The sequence below is a fragment of the Bradyrhizobium sp. JR4.1 genome (genome assembly GCF_040548605.1).
GTDB lineage: Bacteria > Pseudomonadota > Alphaproteobacteria > Rhizobiales > Xanthobacteraceae > Bradyrhizobium > Bradyrhizobium canariense.
On sequence record NZ_JBEPRY010000020.1, the window covers coordinates 58,885 to 76,463 of the forward strand.

Here is a 17,579-nt window from a genome sequence, read left to right on the forward strand (position 1 = left end):
TATTTGCGATGCGCCTCCCATTAGCTTGTTTCGGCGGAAACCTGAGCAGCAGCAACACGAGGGGCGCCGAGCCTTGCTGTCGCGATAGCGCGCGCCAGTAGTGGTGCGAGCTCTTCGTTGATAGATTGCAAGATGCGTAGAATGTCGACCCCGTCGGCCAAGGTTGCCGCCGGAGCCATGAATGCCATGTTCTCCAGGCGACGGGCCAATGTCGCAAGCGCGTCCGCTCGGTTTTCCGACGCTGCCGCGCATTCGAGCAAGATGGTGGCTGTAAGCGTTAAGCGTTCGGTTTCGAGTGTGCTAACGAGGCGTTCCAGCGTAACGGTTGCGACCGCGTCGGCAAGTTCAATGTCGCGATTCCCGGCCGCGATATAGGCCCCGAGTTGCAGCGCTCCTTGAACGAGTATGGGATTTGTGGTCGCGATCTCTGCACGAAGAGTTTGAATGGCGGTGAGAACCGAATTGCGCGCCGCGGGCGGAAAGCCGAACGCATTCGCGAATTGGTAGAACATAAGGAAATTGTCGACGGTTGGTTTACTGGCAAGCTCAACAAACATTTCGCCGATCGGCTCGTCGGGAGACGGCATCTCTGTTGGCTTCCTACGGCCTCCTTGCAGGAAAGACGGGAATGCATGCGCGTAGGGCGGTACATCTTGATTGACGGCATCTTTTGCGTCATCGATTTTTTTGCGCCAGCTCGGAGGCGAGGTGTCGCCGAGACGCTGTAGAACGTAACGCAACCGGCCGTAGATGTCGGCTGCAAGAAAATTGGCCGTGATCCAGTCGGGTCGCCAACGGGGCTCCGCATGCGCATCATTTAGAACGGAAAGGTAAAAAGTCTTTCCGGACAGTCGCATCGCCCAATCAAACAGTGGATGCTCCCCATCGTCGTCGGCTGTTGAGCCTAGCACGCGGGTGACGAGCGCAGCATGGGCGGCTGCAGCAAGCCGCCGCCAATATACGGGCTCTTGCCGCAGTTTCTCGTGCTTGGCGAGATGTGCTCCTGCGATGATGTAGGCGGTCGCATAAGTCGCCAGTTCCCCGTGCAGGCGCTTGGGGTCAGCGAGAAGCTGGTCGAGGATCTCATCGCCCAATTCGACGAAACGGATATCCGCAGAGGCCCGATCTGCGCAAATATCGAGCGCGGCGGCTAATGCGTGTGGGTCGGGAATACTTAGCTGTCTGCGAAGGGATTGCAGAAGGCCGTCGGGGTCGATTGCGCGGAGGGCATCAAGAGGCACAAGCTCATATGCGCCAAACGTCAACGACATGACATCAACGGCTACAGCGGGATCGAGCCTAATGCTCGCCGCACGCTCGGCTGCTAACTCATTTGCCACGAACTCGGCCAATGTGTCCGATGCAAGCCGTCTGGCGGTGATGTTTTCCCAATAGGCGTCATGACTGGGCAGGAAGTTCGAAATTCCAAGCGTGCCGGTTTTGGCTGTGTCCTTTAAAGCATCAGAAAATGGCTCTGGGGCGCTCAACAAGATGTTGCAGGCATCGAAGAAATCATCATGCGTATAGGGAGTCTTGGCGATGATGACCTCAAATTGTGCGTGCGATTGCATCGAGAGCGTAAAACGATGGGCAAGTTGCGCGGCGGCCTCCTTACGGCGGCTGGGACTGGCCGAGAGAAGTATCGCTTGAGGGAAAGAGACACGATGCGTGCCATAGGTCAGCACTGCGGCATCACCTTCGATCTCCAGCTTCGTATCGCGCTTTACGCCGCTGGCATCAAGGATCTCAGTTATGGGCTCGCCATCGGCTGCACGCTGGAACGCTGCAAAGAGTACTGTCCGGTCAATGGTGATACCTTCGGGAAGGCGAACGGGATGCGAGAGATCAAGCTCCATGCGGGCCGCAATGATCCCATCCGAAAGTACGGCGCTTTGCACCTCCGTCGACAGGCGGCGCAGTGCGAACCGCGTCCGATAGCGCGCAAGTTCCTCTTGCGGTATGTCGTCGGGATCAATCCGTGCCATCGTCGCTCCACGGAGTAAGAATGAACTCCCGTAGGTAGTTGATAACTTGCTGATAGGTATCGGGAAAAAGCTTGCGTATGTCTTCCATCAAAACGTCTTCAAGCCACGCTTGGTAAGCTTGAATCTTCGAATGATCCGTGATCTCGACTGGTAACGCTAGACCTCCGATCAGTGCGCGGCGGACGGTGGTGGTCCAATTCGGAGGCGGGAGCTCATTCCAGCGAGCAACCCAGTTTTCCGGAGCTGGATCGAGATCAAGGACCTGCGACGCCAGATTGCGAGCTCGATCTTCGCTGGTTTCGGTATTCCAAATGCGTGCGACCGCCAATTTGACTGCATGGACGTAGCTGAGGAACCAGGGCATCTCGGCGGGAAACTGGGGCATCTCAGCTACCCGAGCAAGTTCAAGCGCGTCGCGGATCGCTCGAAACTCCGGCGCTTCGTTCTGTCGGTTGCGCGCCGCAGCCGCGACGATTTCATCTGTATTGACCGGGACGAGAAGCGCCCCTGCCGCTCGAAGTCGATAGCGCAGACGCCGGTATTGATCTTCGGTAAGCAGTTTGCGCTCGGCGAATTCTTCTAGCAAATCGAGCGTGCTGCATACGCGCGCGCGATGGCCGGTTACATCAGTGATGAAAGGTTCCTTGTTGAGTCCGCGATCATCAAAGACCACAGTTTCTGCGCCCGAGAAATTCGTGAGTAAATTGAATGTTGATTGCAGGCCGTCGACCTCGTTGTCGTTGTCATCACGACGGGGCCCGAAAACAACATGGCCGGCCGCGTGCGCCTGGCGGATCGCATTGCGAATATCGTCAATGATATGCAACACAGCGTCGACATTTTGATCGTACTCGATGAGGACATTGACTTCATCCTGAGTCGATACGTGGATGTAGACAGTAGGAAATGTACGAAGGAATGTTTGCAGGAGCTTGGTGTGCTGGAGATATGCTAGCGCAAGGCCATCCAGAAAGACCGGGTGGGCGGGATCAGGCGTCGTAGGCTGAGGCCAAGCGCGATCTTGGAGATCGAAATAGCGCTTGGCCGAGTCTTCAGCTTCCTCATCGAGGACGTTCAGATTGGCAAGCGCTTTCAGCAGCCCATGCATGTCGCATAGGCAGCTAGCGTAAGCGCTCACATCCGCTTCGGCTCGCTCCTCGAGCCCCAGTTTGTTGATCGGAGCGGGACGGATAACGACGCCATTCCTTGCTTGGGCCTCGCGTAGCAGCGCGGCCAGTTCAGCACCAATCTCAGATGAAACGGGGTCGCGCGCGAGGCCGGGCGTACGTAGCACTTTGATCCGCCCGTTGGCGATGGCGTCCCGCACCTCGACGGCCTTCTGCAAACGGGTCTTCTGGCTTTGGCGGATGCGCTTACGGCCCTCGAACAGCTCGATCAGCGCGCCGGCCGGCAGGACAACCTTGGGAAACGCGTCTATGACCTTCGGCAAGAGCCCCAACCACCCCAAAACAAGAAGTGCGGTGATGTCGAGCGCGACAGATGCGGGTGCACCGACCGCCTGTGGCAAGCGTCGACCGGTGAAGAGCGGGATCGCGGTGCGCCTACGACCATCGGCAAGCGTGGTGTTGCGAACAAGATTTCGCAAAATAAGGTCAACGACGGTGGTGCGAAGTCCCGGACCCGCCACGATCAGCGGGAGGTCGCCGCGCATAAGGTTTTGACTTATGTTGGTAGTATGTTCATTCCAATCGGTCTGCTGGGCTAACAGGTCTTTCAGCTCGAACGATTGGATGGGACCGTCTGGTCCGGACAAAGCCAATGCCTTACGGAACCACTCGCCAGCCTCCGGGCGCTGCTCCTCAAGCCCTTCCTCGATGAAGAGATGATACGCGCCGAGGAGGACGTGTGGATCGTTCTCACCCTTGGCGACTGCGGCCGAGACGAGGTCCATTATCGGACCTTGGTTCGAGGCTTGAGAAAGATGGGCGGCTCGGATCAGGGCCAAACCGTCTAAGCCCCGCGCTGGATCGAGCGCCGCGCTCAACGGGCCGGCGAGCGTCTCCCATTCGCCGGAGTCGAGCGCAATGGCAAATTCAAGTGATAGGTCGCGCGCCGCTGGGTACCGATGCTCCATATCGTCAACGATAACTTTGGCGTCGCGCAATCGTCCCAGGCGAAACAGTTGCCAACCATAGCTGCGCAACATATCGGCATCGCGGTACTGTAAACCTCCATGGGCTTCGACGAGGCGAACGAAGGTGTCCCCATCGCCGGCTCGCAGGGCCGCTCTAGCTGCGAACGCTATATCGCGGGGATCGTTGGTCTCGGCAAAGAGGAGTTCGGCATATTTTGCGATGCCGATATAGTCCTCCTTCGCCAAGAGCGCTGCCACGAGTGCGCGCAGGGACTCGGGCGTTTTGGTCGTTTCGTAGAGATGCAAATGCTCCGCGACCGGGTCCGCACCTTGAGCTTTGGCAATCTCGGCGCGTAGCATAGCGATCCGGTTCGCGTCGAACGCCATCAAGCTATTTTCGAGCACAATCGCTGCCGATGTTGCATCCCCCTTCTTGGCAAGCGCGTGGATTTCGAGCGAGAGGATTTCATCTCTGCCGAAGGAGGCTTCGGCCTGCTGGCGTTTTGCTGCGATAAGGGCTGCGAGTCCGGTGGCGTCGTTCTTATGCAGGAGGATCGCGAACATCGCATGAAGTTCTTGGTCGGTGAGCCCGCCGAACGAGTCACGTCGCTGCAGATAGCTTTCCAGACCGTCAGGTTGGTAATCGTTGTCGTAGGCTAGCGCGTATTGGACCCTCGAGACGGCTAAGGCGGGATCGGTCATATCGCGGCGCAGCCTTGCCAAGGCTGCATCCTTGCGCAACGGATGGAGAAGCTCGCACCAGAGAATGTACGATTCGATGACGCGCGGGGCAAACCGAAGGCCGAGATTCGTGGCTAGCGGCAAGGCTTGCCGGAGATCATTGATAGCCTCGTCAAGCTTGGCGGAAAGCTCGATGTCCCCAACGACGGGTCTTGCATGATGGACTTGGAGCGGTAAGCCGCTCAAGGCCGTCGCTTGCTCCGGCTTGGGCAGCAGTCGCGCGAAGCGCATCGCTCCGCGCAAGAAATAAAGGTATGGCGATTGAGTTAAATGTGCTGTTGTCGCTTGGTCGAGTACGCGGTTTACGCCATCGAAGTCGTTTCGGCGCAGATAGATCAAGGCCATGATATGGACCGCGGGCGCTGCGAATTCTGACAGCGATAGGCCGCTCTCGTTGAACCAGCGCAGGGCCTCGTCGTCACCGCGCTCTACAATGACGATGCTGAGAAGAACGGCCCGCGCATCCGGGTCCGCCTCGTCGCGCAACAACTGAATGGCCTGGTTCGGGCGCCCTTGAGCAACGGCTAATCGCGCACGCGCCGGCAGGTCGGAGGTTTCGCCGTCGATGGCCTGCCCTGCTGCCAACAGCGGCGCGGCGTCTTCGATTCGGCCTTTGATCGATGCGGCGCGAGAGGCGCGCAATAGAATTTGGCGGCAAAGTCCTCGAGAGGGTGAGCCGGGAGGCGCTGCCAGGACATCGGCAGCAAGCGTCGCAAACTCGTCATTCTTGTCGAGTTCTGGATACATCGAGCGCTGCAGCGTCTGATCATATCTGGCTGCAAAATCTCGTTCGAGCGCGTCGGCCAGCCGGTCGTTAAGTGCACTGGGCTGCGCCGGTGGCGCTTGTTCCCGGTCGCTCGGATCTATCGCGGTCTTGGCCTCGCTCAATCTCTCAATGACGCGATCGGCGACGGCATCGGGCATGCCCTCTTCCAAGCGCCGCAGCGTGAAGGTGCTGAAGTGCTTCTTGAGCAGGTCGGGATAATCGTTCAGGCGCCGGACTAGCTCGGTCCAGCCATAGATCGTCACCCGAAAAAGACCACTCCTTTCGTGCTCAGCCGTGATGGCATTGGCGCGATCCGTCGCGCGTGTGTCATTTTCGGCCGTTGTTGCGATAATGAGGGACTTAAGTTTTGGGTGAAATGCCTTGGCCTTTTCAACTTCTCCTTCGATCTCCGCGATGGTCAGCTTCGTCGGCGGCCAATCACGCTTGCCTTTGCACTGCACGCCGGAATCCGCGCCATCATCTTTGCCATAGATGTCGACGCCGTTTTGAGCCTGCCCGCTCGTGCCGTAACGCACCGCCTGGGGGTCATCCCAGATGCGCGAAAAGAGATCGGCGCAAATCTCCTCGAACTTGTCCCAGCTCGGTGGCGGGCGTAGTTGTTCGTTGTTGGCGTCGGACATGAGGGGCGGCGATCGGACAGGAAAGAGGCGCGAATCAGCGCATTACTCTAGGTGAAGATTATACACAGAGTCGTGGTTCCGAAAGTTTGGACATCAATCGGCACACTCTAGCGGGCGTATCGCGGTTTGCCATAGATCGGTATATTGCGGCGCTCCGAGCGTGCCGGTGATCCTTACTACCGCCGACCAGCGAGATGGATGTGGCTGCGCGCCCCTTGAGACGTGACGAAATCCTGCAAAACGGCCTTCGCTCGGCGCTTCCCTAAGGATCCTAATGCGCGGTGAGGACAAGGGAGACCGCGCCGCGGCAAGAGCCTCAATATGGCCAGCGGCTGCCCGGCATCCCTCGTAAAGAGCCAGGACATGCTTCTCGTGTTGCGCTAGCTCCCGCTCTGCGATGGCCGCCGGCAACAAACACCGGCTTGGGCTCAAGACGATGGCCGTCCCCTCTGTGGTCGTCACTTATCCTTTGGGAGCAAATCCAAGTAACCGCCGTCACCAAGGGCGGCGAGATAGCTGATCGCTTCCGTGGCAAAAGAACGGGCTTGTTCGGAGCCAGACGCCAAGCCGTTTTCGAGGATCCGCCGTACAGCCTGCTGCTGGGTCATGTACACCCAACGGTCGAATCGTAGATTCTTGACAAGGGCCGCCAGAACCTCGACCGCCCGCTCCGGATGACCGGTGGAGAGTTTCGATAGATGATCCAGCACGCCATACGGCTCTGACGGTGCAAACCCGCCGTCGGCCATCGCCAGCACCTGATCCATCAACCAAGTGCCGTCGATGTTACCCTGAATGAAGAATTGCCCGAGCGCCTCCAACTCCTCGCGGAAATGGTCGGGGTCTGCGGATGCTCTTGCAGCAGCGAGACGCCGATCCCAGTACGAGACAGCGCGGCTGCGGAATGGTTTGGGAATTTTATCGGTCGATAAGCCAAGCTGCGTCCCGAGAAACCACATCGCGTGTTTCCGGGCGCTGGCAGGCGCGGTGTTCCAAAAGAGCTCGAACACATCATTCGGCAACGCCGACCAAATATAAAGCATGACCAGATATTCGGCGAGACGTTCCTCGACATGCAGGTGGTCTCCAGGGCCATCCTCCTGGCCGAGCCGGCAAATTTCGGCGACGTAGCAGTCGCGCATTTCCGGAGCCAGCTCCTTCACCGGTTGGCTATCAGTCGTTAGATGTGAAACCCATGTTGCGTCACGCAGCGAGACGTCGCCCGCCGGAAACAGCTCCGCGAGATGAGCGCGGACCCAAGACTCCCCAAAGTAGAAGAGCCATGTCAGGTAGCGACCGATGATCGCGCGCGGAATGCGGCCGCTTGAGGCGACGTCACGCAATTCCGGGTCGTGTCCCCGGTGGTGGTGTAGCTCGGTAGAGCAAAGCCGCCCGGACGCGCGCCTCCAAATAGCGCCGTAGCGGGCGGGCGGCTTTGCGGTGGTCACCGGCAGTTCTCCGGTAGGATCGGGTTGCGACACGCCAACGCAACCGAGGAACCACCGATGACCGATGATATGATGAACCTGCGCACGCTCGTGGAGAAGACCCCTGACGCCGATCTGTTGCGCGAGATGATCGGCTTTGCCGCCCAAAGGCTGATGGAGCTGGAAGTCGAAGGCCAGACCGGGGCCGCCTACGGCGAGAAGAGCTCCGAGCGCTTGGCCCAGCGCAACGGCTACCGCGACCGGATCTGGGAGACGCGTGCCGGCGCGGTCGAGCTGCGCATCCCCAAGCTGCGCAGGGGCTCCTACTTCCCCGGCTTCCTGGAGCCGCGCCGGATGGCCGAGAAGGCCCTCACCGCCGTGGTGCAGGAGGCTTACGTGCAGGGCGTCTCGACCCGTTCGGTGGACGATCTGGTGCAGGCCATGGGCATGACCGGCATTTCCAAGAGCCAGGTGAGCCGGCTGTGCAGCGAGATCGACGACAAGGTGAAGGCCTTCCTCGCCCGTCCGATCGAGGGTGACTGGCCGTATCTGTGGATCGACGCCACCTACGTGAAGGTGCGCCAGAATGGCCGCATCGTCTCAGTCGCGGTGATTGTCGCGGTCGGTGTCAACAGCGACGGCCGGCGCGAGGTTCTCGGCATGGACATCGGGCCGTCCGAGGCCGAGACGTTCTGGACGGCGTTCCTGCGCAAGCTCGCCCGCCGCGGCCTGCGCGGCGTCAAGCTGGTCGTCTCCGATGCCCACGAGGGCATCAAGGCCACCGTGGCCAAGGTGCTCAATGCCTGTTGGCAGCGCTGCCGCGTCCACTTCATGCGCAACGCGCTGGCGCATGCCGGCAAGAGCGGCCGGCGCGTCGTCTCGGCCTTCATCGCCACCGCGTTTGCCCAGGACGATGCCGAGGCCGCGCGGACGCAATGGCGCAAGGTCGCCGACCAGCTCCGGCCCAAACTGCCGAAGCTCGCAGGCTTCCTGGACGAAGCCGAGACCGACGTGCTGGCCTACATGACGTTCCCGCCGCAGCACCGGACCAAGCTGCACTCCACCAACCCAATCGAGCGCCTCAACGGCGAGATCAAGCGGCGCACCGAGGTGGTCGGCATCTTCCCTAATGAGGACGCCATCGTTCGCCTCATCGGCGCGATCCTGCTCGAACAGAATGATGAATGGGCCGTCCAGCGCGCCCGTTACATGACGCTGGAAACAATCGCGCCGTTGAGCGATGATCCGAGCGTCAGCCTCACGGCTATCGCCAGCTGACCAGCCCGGCTCTCGCCGGCGAACGCGGTGATCCACCGCCAGCTACACCACGCCACGGGACACGATCCAATTCCGCATCCAGGATAGCGCGGAACGCCGGAAGGTTATCAAGTGCCGCTTGTGGCGATCGCCCGACTACGCTGCCAGCGTCCCTGCTCAGCCAAAACAGCGAAACAAGTACAAGCTCCACAGCCGTGCCGCGGGTCGTCCCCTTTGCTCCATAGAACGGATAGCTTCGATAGCTCTCCTCGAAAGCCTCGGTTTCCGGCTGTCGTGGGGCCGTGCGATAGAAATCCTGAATCAAATCGATCACGAGGGCCGCATGCGCGAAAGGAATACCTTGCGCGCCTTGCCGCAATCCGGATGCGAGCAAATCGGCGGCAGCCTTCCGAACCCATGAAGAATCCGCGTCGTCACCCTCCAGTCCGCCGGATGGGCGCTCGCTCGACTGAATGACTTTGGCGATCAGAGCGACCGCGCCGTCCCAATCGATATCAGTCCGGTTGTTGAAGGCATTTTCCAATCCCTCCAGCACGGCACGGACATAAAGCAAAGGCACTACAATAAAGCGGGCTGCATTGGCGGAGTAATGCGCCGCATTCTCGATCGCGGCATTGCGTAGACGTTGTGCCAGCGCCGTCGCGGTCTCACGTTTCCCATCCTCCGGAGGACGCCAGGTCTTCAAGAAGGCAATGATGTCGTCGATGGGAGCCGAGGAAAAGCTCGGCGCTGCTGGCGGCGGCGCTTCAGGTTCGTCGAACTGCCGCCGCCATGCATCCGGGTCACCGAGCTCTTCGACGATGCTCGTGAGCGCCGCTTGACGTTCGTCAGGCAGGGCGGACCGCCACAGCCAAAGCAGGTCGCGGACCACGGATGCGTTGAATTTTCGTGCGTTTTCTGCGGTCGGAGGCTTGTTGTTTTGAGCCTCAAATCGCTCCTTCCATCCATTCCGATATTTGGCCGGGACGCCATCGACGATCGCAAGAATTTGCTCTTGGACGCCGGCGGGAAGAGAGGGAAACCATGCGCGCGCCAACGCAGCATATTCAGCCCGGCACCAGCCTGCCTCGATCAAATTGGCATCGGTCAGATAGGCTTTTGCCAGTTCCGGTGCTTCGCAGGGATTGAACGAGAGAACGTAAAGCGCCAGCCGGACGAAAATTCTCGCCGGGTGGCTGTTGATCTGTAGGACCACCTCGCGCGTGCACGCCGGGGCCGTCTCGATCGCAAGCTTTGCAGCAAGCGCAATGCCGGAGATCAAGCCTCCCAACACATCATGCTTCGTGCCGTGTTCGGAAATCTGTTGCGACAGATAAGTGGTGTAGTCCGATGGCGGTTCATCGCGGAACCGGCCGCTGATGCGGATCGACTGGTCCAGAAGATCGCAAAGGAGAGCGACGGTCTCGACCCCACAAACGGGAGCCAGTGCTTTTACGGCACCCGGAAGGAAATGCTCGTACATATGCCGGCTGAACAGCGTGCCGAGCTGGCCGTCCTGGTCGAACACTTGAAACAGCGCGCGAGCGACGCGCAGCGCAGCTGGCGCGTGACCACCGAGCGCGAGCCGCTTGAGGAGATCGTGGGGGCCCTGCGCCATGACAAATCGCGCGTCGCGGGTCAGCCACGTCTCGGCAAGATCGAGGAGGGACGCCGCATCATCCGGCGGAAGCGCAGCCAGCACTTCTATTCCGATCTGGTGCACGTCGGGATGACGCGAGGCGCCAACATCGCGCAGTGCCCGAACGATGAGGGCACGCGCTTCTGAGTCCGGAGAATTGGCCATCCGCAGGAGATAGCGACCCGCTGGCCATTGTCGCAGCAACAGCCCTTCGCTTTCAGCGTCCTCATCGGGCGGCAATGTCGGCGCTGCCAATAGATTGTGCTTTGCGAGGTGAGGTAGCCAGTCCGGAGCCTGGAGCTGGTTGAAGAAGTGCCACAGCAGTGGAAGCGCACCGGGAATCTCTTTTACGAAACTCGTCACCGCCGCGCCGCGATCGGGCATGGCTGCAAGCTGATCGACGCGCTGCATCAGGGCGGCATATTTTCCCTGAAGCGCGATCATCAGCCCGCGCATGACGGTGTCGAAAGGGTCCTGCCATCGGGCGCGAAATTCCGCATCTACCGCCAGCGACTGATAGAGAGCGCGACCATGCGCTTTACCGTGCGCTTGCGAAATCGCAGTCCAGGCCCGCGCGATGTCGCCGTCGGCGGCCAATCCAAGCCGTGTGACGATGGCCTGGATCTGTGCCTTGTGGCTCAATCGCGGCAGCAGCTCCTTGACCGCACGATTGATCGTGTCCTCGTTGAAACCCGCCGCGTGCAAATGTTTCCTGGCGGCTTCGACTCTTGCTAGGTCGTCCTGCGTGGAATCGGCGCCAATCTCCATCGGTCCGGCCAAGGTTTGACGCAGAACCGACTCAAGCTCCCGCAAGGCGTGAGCCGCAAGAGGGATGGATACCCGAAGCGGAAGTGCGCCGGAGGCGAGCCTACAGAAATCGACGTAGCGATCGGCCATGCTCTTTCCGAGCAATTGCCGGATCAGGGCCGCCGTATTCTGCTGCTCCGGCGAAAGATCTGGTTTCTTTACAGGCTCGTCCATCTAACCCTGACGGTTAACGCCGCGCGTGCGTGCGCGGCGGGCAATGAATTCTTTCATCAACGGCAGAAAAAACGCTTTGCTGAAATGGCCGAGCGGCGGGTCCGGTTCAAGGTAGAACGACTGGCCAATGACGTCCTGATTGTATTCGTCGAGAATGATCCAAAGGCGCAGCGAAGCGTCGAGACCGGCACGACGCTTTTCCATCTCGGGAATTTCGACGGCAAAACGATCGGAGGATGGCGGCTGGCTGGTGATCGGAAACAGCACCAACAAGTCCTCACCTTTCGGCCTGGCGATCCGCACACCCACAGCCACCGGGCGAGGCTTGCGGCCTTCCGTCTCTCCGCGCTCAGCTTCGCGCACCCACAAATAGGGAAATCGGATCACGCATCCGGTACGAAGCTCGTCCCGGCTCACGTCTCGTCGCGCTCCCGCTCATAGGCGTCGATGGCCCGCTTGACGTCGTCAAACAGGTCGTCAGGCATCGTCTCGAGACGGCCGGCGTTCCGCGTATCGGCTCTGGCCGTAAGCTTGCGGTAGTCTTCGATGCTGAGCAGCACCAGACGCGGCTTGTTCCGCTGGGTAATAGTGACGGGCCGACGCAGGGCTTCAGCGATGACATCCCCCGATTTCCTGGAAAGATCACTGGTCGAATATTGGGTCATTGATCGGCCTCCATCACTGCTGTAATATACAACAATGCTGTATATTCTACAAGGGCGTTCGGTTTGATAGCCGTCCGGGGAGGGATCTTTTCGAGCGGCAGACCTCGCCCGAAGCGAGTCTTCCCTGTCGCAGGGTTGCTCGCTTGAGCTGCCCCTCAATTCTACGAGCCCTTTGAAAGCGGACGCCCGCTCCCCGCTCGACACCGGTTGCCCATGACATTCATCCTGAAAACAATGCGTCGTGCCCTGTTTGATCATCGTATCCGCCAGATGCGCGCGGCCTTTCATGCCGCATGCGCTCCCTTTTTCCAGGAGCTGGAGGACGTGAAACAGGAGGCGGACGACTTTCAGCGTAGGGTCGATGCGGGCTCGGCCCAGTGGGAAGAGTATGATGAGGAAACCGGCGCCGGACGTCACTACGGCGAAGAGTTCGGAGAGCGCCGCCTGGAGGCCGAAGCCGCGCTCCTCCTAGTTCGAAAGGCGTTCGTGGTCGTAATCTACCACCTATGGGAGCGCGGTGCGCGGCGATGGGTGCCGCAGGCGAGAAAGAAGCCAAACCATGCCGATTTGGTTGCCGCACTGACAGAGGCGTTGATTGTCATCGACAAAGCGGGCCTCGAGGAATTGAGGCTTCTGGTCAATTGCCTCAAGCATAACAGCGAATATGCGCGAAAGCTTTATGTGCTTCGCCGCGATCTGTTCGAGGGTGATTTCGACCCTGACTCCATTCATCCAGCAACCGGCAAGCCCTTCATGAATATCGATTGGGCGGAGAAGGTGATGCTGACCGGCGACAACGTGGAACACTATTTTCAGGTGGTTCAGAACTCTGGACCCAAATAGCCGATCAAGGGGGAGCAATGGCCAAAAAACAAAGCATTCCGGGGCGGCTGTTTAAATACCGCGCGTTCAATAATCTCACACTCGATATGATCATTGCGGACAATCTCTTTTATGCCGATCCGAGCACATTCAATGATCCGCTCGATACTCGGCCGTCGCTCAACACCGATCTTCCTGCCTCAGATCTCGAGCGCGCGTTACGCCAACTCGTCGAGCGGCGCGTGAGCGCGGAGATGAAAGCCGCGGCCCGGACAATCAGGTACAAAGGTCCGAAAACCCTGGATCATATCGATCGACTTAGCCGCCTACAGGCCGATCAGGTCATCTCGGAAATAAGCTACAACGCGACCGACCCAAGCTATGAAATAGATGATCCCCTTCAGTTTCTGCTCGGCAACTATCTGGAGAAGGAGCTGCTGCTGCAATACGACAAGGGCATTGTATCCATGGCTCAGCGCGCCACCTGCCCGTTGATGTGGAGCCACTATGGTGACCAGCATCACGGTGTTTGCATCGGGTATTCGGTGCCGTCCGACGCGCTCGATCATCTCCATAAGGTAAAGTACGGCGGCACGCGGCTGGTCGATGCCAGCAAGATCTTGGCGATGCTCGACGGCGACAAGGACGCTCGTCGTCAGGTCGACGAGGCCGTCCTGTTGCGAAAGGCGGCGAGCTGGCGATACGAGCAGGAATGGCGTTTGATTGGACAGCGCGGAGTGCAGCGTTCCTTGCTGGAGCTCGAAGAGGTGATTTTCGGAATGCGCTGCAAGGAAGCCGTAAAGTACGCCATCGTTACGGCCCTGGATGGTAGGCAACGCCCCGTTCGTTTTTATGAAATGCGCGAACTCCACGGGACCTTCAATTTGAAGAAATATCCGCTGGAAGACGGAGAAATGAGGGCCGTTTTTCCGAGGCGATCTCGTGACATCCACGAAGCATTCCAATCCATCGCCGCTGCCCAGAGGGAGGGGCAGCCGTCCTGATGGCTCTGCCTTCGCTAAGGTCCGTATGCCGAAACTCCTCAGCATGTACGGAGACGAGACTCAACCTACGTGCAAAGCATACATCGATAGATCTCCTCCGGTCACCGACCTGGTTATAGAGCGCTGCGGCTACGTTCGATTTGATGCCGTGACGGTAGGAATCGCTCCGCCGAGGATATGATCCGAATGCTCGTTGTCGCCCGGGTCAGTGCGACGTACCAATCCTTCCTCGTCATCGCGTCTTCTGCGATGATGATCGCGCGTTCGAACTCCAGGCCCTTCACCAGCAGCGTGCTGCCGATGCTTCGGTTCCCGAGGCGACGCCCCGCATGCCGCATCCGATTTTGAACTTCCCAAATCGCGATGCTCAGCGTGGCAAGTTGGCGCGTCGCCTTCAATTGCAGGGCTGATCGCATCGCATAGAACATCTCACGACGATACAGATAAACCCCGGGTCTGTCGTGGAGCGTTTGCAGAAGGGCGAGAATGCTCGCTTCCGAACCGCTGGAGATCACGGCGTCGCTGAGTGGAAATAGCGAACTGAACTTGGCCTGTCCCAGGCGCCGACCTTGCTGGCGGGCTCCGAGCGCTTTGAGGAGCTCCGCCCTTTCGAGGCCCGTCAGGCATTTGGACGCGAAGTCGACGATTGCTTTTGCTCGGGCCAACCCGGTCGTCCGATCGATCGTCTTGGCGGCGGCATAGAGGGTCTTGCAACTGATCGCTTCGAGGCTGCCAAAACCCTGTTTGGCAAGTTTTTGTGCCAGTGCGGAACGCCGGTTCTCGCTTGTGCTGTCGCCAATGACGATCAGGCTGCCTTGCACGGGGTCGCGCATGGAAGCGAGGCATTCCCCGACGATGGTTCTCTGACGGCCTTGAGCTGCCGCGGGCAGAAACGTCCAAGTTACACATCCTGGTCTTGATCGCAGGTCGAGATCGTTGCCGTTCTCAAGGGCGGTACGGACGCCCTGCAGCCACTCGGCCAATTCTAGATTTTCCGCGTTCTTCCAGCGCCATGGCGTCAGAAGCTCGGCCGAACGCTCAAACAGCGGGAATACGTCGCTATCCCAGTCGACCGGTTGCTGATCTCCGAAATCGAAGATCGCTTGCAATGGATCGCCGAACACGCAAGTCGGCAGAAGGTTGGCGAGCCGTGAAACAACTTGATGCTGCTGTTTGGTGCAGTCTTGATATTCGTCGACGAAGCATCCTCTATAGGATGCGAGCAGGACGCCGTCGACAGCGCCGCTATCGAGCAGGCGCGCGCCGGCATGATAGACATCGTCCCAGTGGGCGCTTGTTGTCGGCACAACCCCAGCGAACCCCGAACGTTGTGGAAAGGATGCTGCAAATCGCAAGCACCATCCGGCAATGGTGTCGATGCGGTACTTCGCGGTCGGAATTTGGTGCTTACGAAGGCGTTTGGTCAGGGCATCAACACCTGCATGCGTGTGCGTGAGGATCAGCCGGCGCCCATCAGAGATTCCGACGGCCAGTGCAATCTGTTCCGTTTTTCCGCATCCAGCTGCAGCGACAATGCTGCCACGACGGATGCTAACAGCGAGCCGCGCAATATCGTCATCATTTGCCATCGACCCACTTCCTCATGGCGGCAATACCTCCGCTGAGAGGTTTGTCGGAAATCGCGCCAAGAAGAGGCCCGATCAGCGCGGCCAGCCGTTCGCCGCGCTCGATGGTTTTGAACCATTTCTTGTCGTTCGCGACCTTGCCGAGGATGCGTCGGACCAGCGCGGTATCGCGGTCACTGCCGAGTCTGACCGCTGTGGCAGTAGGAAGCCCAGCTGCGGATAGGGCGTTGTCGATGACGGCTCTCACGCTCTCCATGCTGCTGAATTCAATGGCGAGTGCAATCATCGAGCGTACACAAGCCCAGGGGAGGTCGAGAAACAGGCGTTCTTCCGTCGAGCACCTGTCAGGCCATTGGTGAACAACCACGCCTTTCCCCTTGGCGCGTTCCAGATCTGTCGCATTCGGCTCTTCGTCGGAATCCAGGAGAAGCCAGACCTCATAGCCAAGGTCGCGCAAATGTTCGGCGACAAGGGGCGCATTGTCCTTGCCTCCCCCATCGATTGCGACAGTCGCTTGCAAGGCAAATGAGTCCTTGCCGGATGCCTGCCACCATTCATCCAGACCGCGGGCGAGTCCTTGTTCAGTACGACCTTCACCAACCAAGATCTTGCGGGCGAGGAATGCCTCGGGATTTCCTCTGAGATGGCGTTGTGCCGTGTCGGAATCCCTTGCAAAGGCAGAAACGGATTTGACGGTCGTGATGCCGGCATCGGACCGGACTGAAAAGATATCGGCCGCAGTCAGCTCGCGGATCACGACCGGGGAATGTGTGGTTGCAAATATCTGAGGCTGAGCCGCGTTAGGGGCGGCTCTGGGCGCCTTGAGGTATCGCAGTAGGCGCGCGATACGATGCGGCTCAAGGCCGTGCTCGATCTCATCGATGATCGCAATATGTGGAGGACCGGCGTCGTGCTGGAGAGCGGATACAAGGAGACGTGCGGAGCCTGTGCCGAGCCTGCGTAATGGCAGATCGCCATCATGAAGTGAGATGCCGCCTGAAGTGATGCTGACACCTTGTACGTCGAGCTCCGCCGTAAACTTGCCCCGCACCGGCACTGCGAAAAGCTTGCTCAGCTCCTCCGCTCGATCGACTGCGCTCTTGAAGACATTTCGGTCGCCAGCTTTGAACGACGAACGGGCGGCACGGGCCGCTTCCGCGAGCTGCAGGCTGAAGCCATCACCTGCCTCGCCGATGCGAGTAAGCACAGAGGTCCGACCCCAACCCAAGTGTCTCTCTGCGTAGGGGCCGAGGCGGTTTGTCGCGAGCTGCCTGGCGTCCTTGAACCGGACCGTCGGTGGATCGCTATCGAGCGTGTCGATCCTGTCATTATGTATCGACCACCGGGCCTCCAAGGTCTGATCGATAACGACGTTGATCGAGAGCACCTCCTCCAAGCCTGTTCCCGGCTCGTCGATGATTTTTTTGGCCGAGACATCCCAGCCGCGGAGGTGGAGCCCATATCGATCTTCGGCCTTGAAGTGCGGCGGCAGGTCAGAAAGCGTTACGGAGATCCGGATCGGTGCCTTGATGTCGAGATCGAAGAAATCGCAGTCGTCGGCAAAAATGTAGGACCTGGGATTGAGACACAGCTCGATCGCGTCCAGCACGGTGGTCTTGGTCGAATCCCCGGGGCCAATGAGACAATTCATGCCGGGGGATGGTGCCCATTTCAGCCTTTTGATGCCGCGGAAATTTTCTACTTCCAAGTAGACGATGCGCATTCATTCCCCCAGGCCGTACCGCACAACCTGTCCTTCAGTTTGAGATTGCCACGATCTCGGGTCCCTCCAGGAGAGGTAATACAGTAGCGCAACCTGAGGTCCTCCCGCATCCTGGGGTGCATCCTTTCGCGAAAAGCTCGGTTGTGGTATCCTCGACTCGGCTCCCGGCAGGAGCCTGCCGCCCGTCGTAGCGAAGCCGTTGAGGCGCTGTCCAGATCAATCGTTCCCGCCATGTCATGTCGGGCTC

At 59.5% G+C, this 17,579-nt stretch carries 11 protein-coding genes; 3 read left to right on the plus strand and 8 right to left on the minus strand.

Going from position 1 to position 17,579, the window contains the following annotated elements:
• Positions 1–20: 20 nt before the first annotated feature.
• The 3 genes from ABIB90_RS30375 to ABIB90_RS30385 all read right to left on the minus strand — a co-directional run bounded on the left by ABIB90_RS30375 (position 21) and on the right by ABIB90_RS30385 (position 7,676).
• The gene (locus ABIB90_RS30375) at positions 21–1,985 is read right to left on the minus strand and encodes a hypothetical protein (RefSeq protein ID WP_354201922.1); all 1,965 of its coding nucleotides are present in this window, start codon (positions 1,983–1,985) and stop codon (positions 21–23) included.
• Positions 1,972–6,228: an HTH domain-containing protein gene (locus tag ABIB90_RS30380; RefSeq protein WP_354201923.1), complete on the minus strand. Its 4,257-nt coding sequence runs from the start codon at positions 6,226–6,228 to the stop codon at positions 1,972–1,974. Before ABIB90_RS30380 ends, ABIB90_RS30375 begins: the two co-directional genes overlap by 14 nt.
• Before the next feature lie 458 nt (positions 6,229–6,686).
• Positions 6,687–7,676 (minus strand): hypothetical protein, encoded by a 990-nt coding sequence (locus ABIB90_RS30385; protein ID WP_354201924.1) that lies wholly within the window; start codon positions 7,674–7,676, stop codon positions 6,687–6,689.
• A gap of 57 nt (positions 7,677–7,733) precedes the next feature.
• Between ABIB90_RS30385 and ABIB90_RS30390 the strand changes: the two genes are divergently transcribed.
• Positions 7,734–8,933, plus strand: coding sequence for an IS256 family transposase (locus ABIB90_RS30390; protein WP_354201926.1), 1,200 nt, complete (start codon positions 7,734–7,736; stop codon positions 8,931–8,933).
• Here the strand turns inward: ABIB90_RS30390 and ABIB90_RS30395 are convergent.
• The 3 genes from ABIB90_RS30395 to ABIB90_RS30405 are packed head-to-tail and all read right to left on the minus strand — an operon-like array spanning position 8,920 to position 12,197.
• On the minus strand, positions 8,920–11,532 hold the full coding sequence (locus tag ABIB90_RS30395) for a hypothetical protein (RefSeq protein ID WP_354201927.1): 2,613 nt from the start codon (positions 11,530–11,532) through the stop codon (positions 8,920–8,922). The two genes, ABIB90_RS30390 and ABIB90_RS30395, sit on opposite strands and share 14 nt — an antisense overlap.
• Entirely contained in the window at positions 11,533–11,949 is a 417-nt protein-coding gene (locus tag ABIB90_RS30400) for a hypothetical protein (protein WP_085360360.1), read from the minus strand.
• Positions 11,946–12,197, minus strand: coding sequence for a type II toxin-antitoxin system prevent-host-death family antitoxin (locus ABIB90_RS30405; RefSeq protein ID WP_354201928.1), 252 nt, complete (start codon positions 12,195–12,197; stop codon positions 11,946–11,948). Before ABIB90_RS30405 ends, ABIB90_RS30400 begins: the two co-directional genes overlap by 4 nt.
• 213 nt (positions 12,198–12,410) lie before the next feature.
• Between ABIB90_RS30405 and ABIB90_RS30410 the strand changes: the two genes are divergently transcribed.
• On the plus strand, positions 12,411–13,040 hold the full coding sequence (locus ABIB90_RS30410; RefSeq protein ID WP_354201929.1) for a hypothetical protein: 630 nt from the start codon (positions 12,411–12,413) through the stop codon (positions 13,038–13,040).
• A 17-nt stretch (positions 13,041–13,057) separates the two neighbouring features.
• Positions 13,058–14,023, plus strand: coding sequence for a DUF2971 domain-containing protein (locus ABIB90_RS30415; RefSeq protein WP_354201931.1), 966 nt, complete (start codon positions 13,058–13,060; stop codon positions 14,021–14,023).
• Between the two features lie 113 nt (positions 14,024–14,136).
• Here ABIB90_RS30415 and ABIB90_RS30420 read toward each other — a convergent pair whose 3' ends face one another.
• Complete coding sequence (locus ABIB90_RS30420) at positions 14,137–15,612, minus strand: UvrD-helicase domain-containing protein (protein WP_354201932.1); 1,476 nt, start codon at positions 15,610–15,612, stop codon at positions 14,137–14,139.
• Entirely contained in the window at positions 15,602–17,332 is a 1,731-nt protein-coding gene (locus tag ABIB90_RS30425) for an ATP-dependent nuclease (protein WP_354201933.1), read from the minus strand. Before ABIB90_RS30425 ends, ABIB90_RS30420 begins: the two co-directional genes overlap by 11 nt.
• Between the last annotated feature and the right edge of the window lie 247 nt (positions 17,333–17,579).

Coding starts and splice junctions, on each gene's coding strand:
- ABIB90_RS30375 (WP_354201922.1), bottom strand. CDS start 1,985: ATGGCACGGATTGATCCCGACGACATACCGCAAGAGGAACTTGCGCGC.
- ABIB90_RS30380 (WP_354201923.1), bottom strand. CDS start 6,228: ATGTCCGACGCCAACAACGAACAACTACGCCCGCCACCGAGCTGGGAC.
- ABIB90_RS30390 (WP_354201926.1), top strand. CDS start 7,734: ATGACCGATGATATGATGAACCTGCGCACGCTCGTGGAGAAGACCCCT.
- ABIB90_RS30395 (WP_354201927.1), bottom strand. CDS start 11,532: ATGGACGAGCCTGTAAAGAAACCAGATCTTTCGCCGGAGCAGCAGAAT.
- ABIB90_RS30405 (WP_354201928.1), bottom strand. CDS start 12,197: ATGACCCAATATTCGACCAGTGATCTTTCCAGGAAATCGGGGGATGTC.
- ABIB90_RS30410 (WP_354201929.1), top strand. CDS start 12,411: ATGACATTCATCCTGAAAACAATGCGTCGTGCCCTGTTTGATCATCGT.
- ABIB90_RS30415 (WP_354201931.1), top strand. CDS start 13,058: ATGGCCAAAAAACAAAGCATTCCGGGGCGGCTGTTTAAATACCGCGCG.
- ABIB90_RS30420 (WP_354201932.1), bottom strand. CDS start 15,612: ATGGCAAATGATGACGATATTGCGCGGCTCGCTGTTAGCATCCGTCGT.
- ABIB90_RS30425 (WP_354201933.1), bottom strand. CDS start 17,332: ATGCGCATCGTCTACTTGGAAGTAGAAAATTTCCGCGGCATCAAAAGG.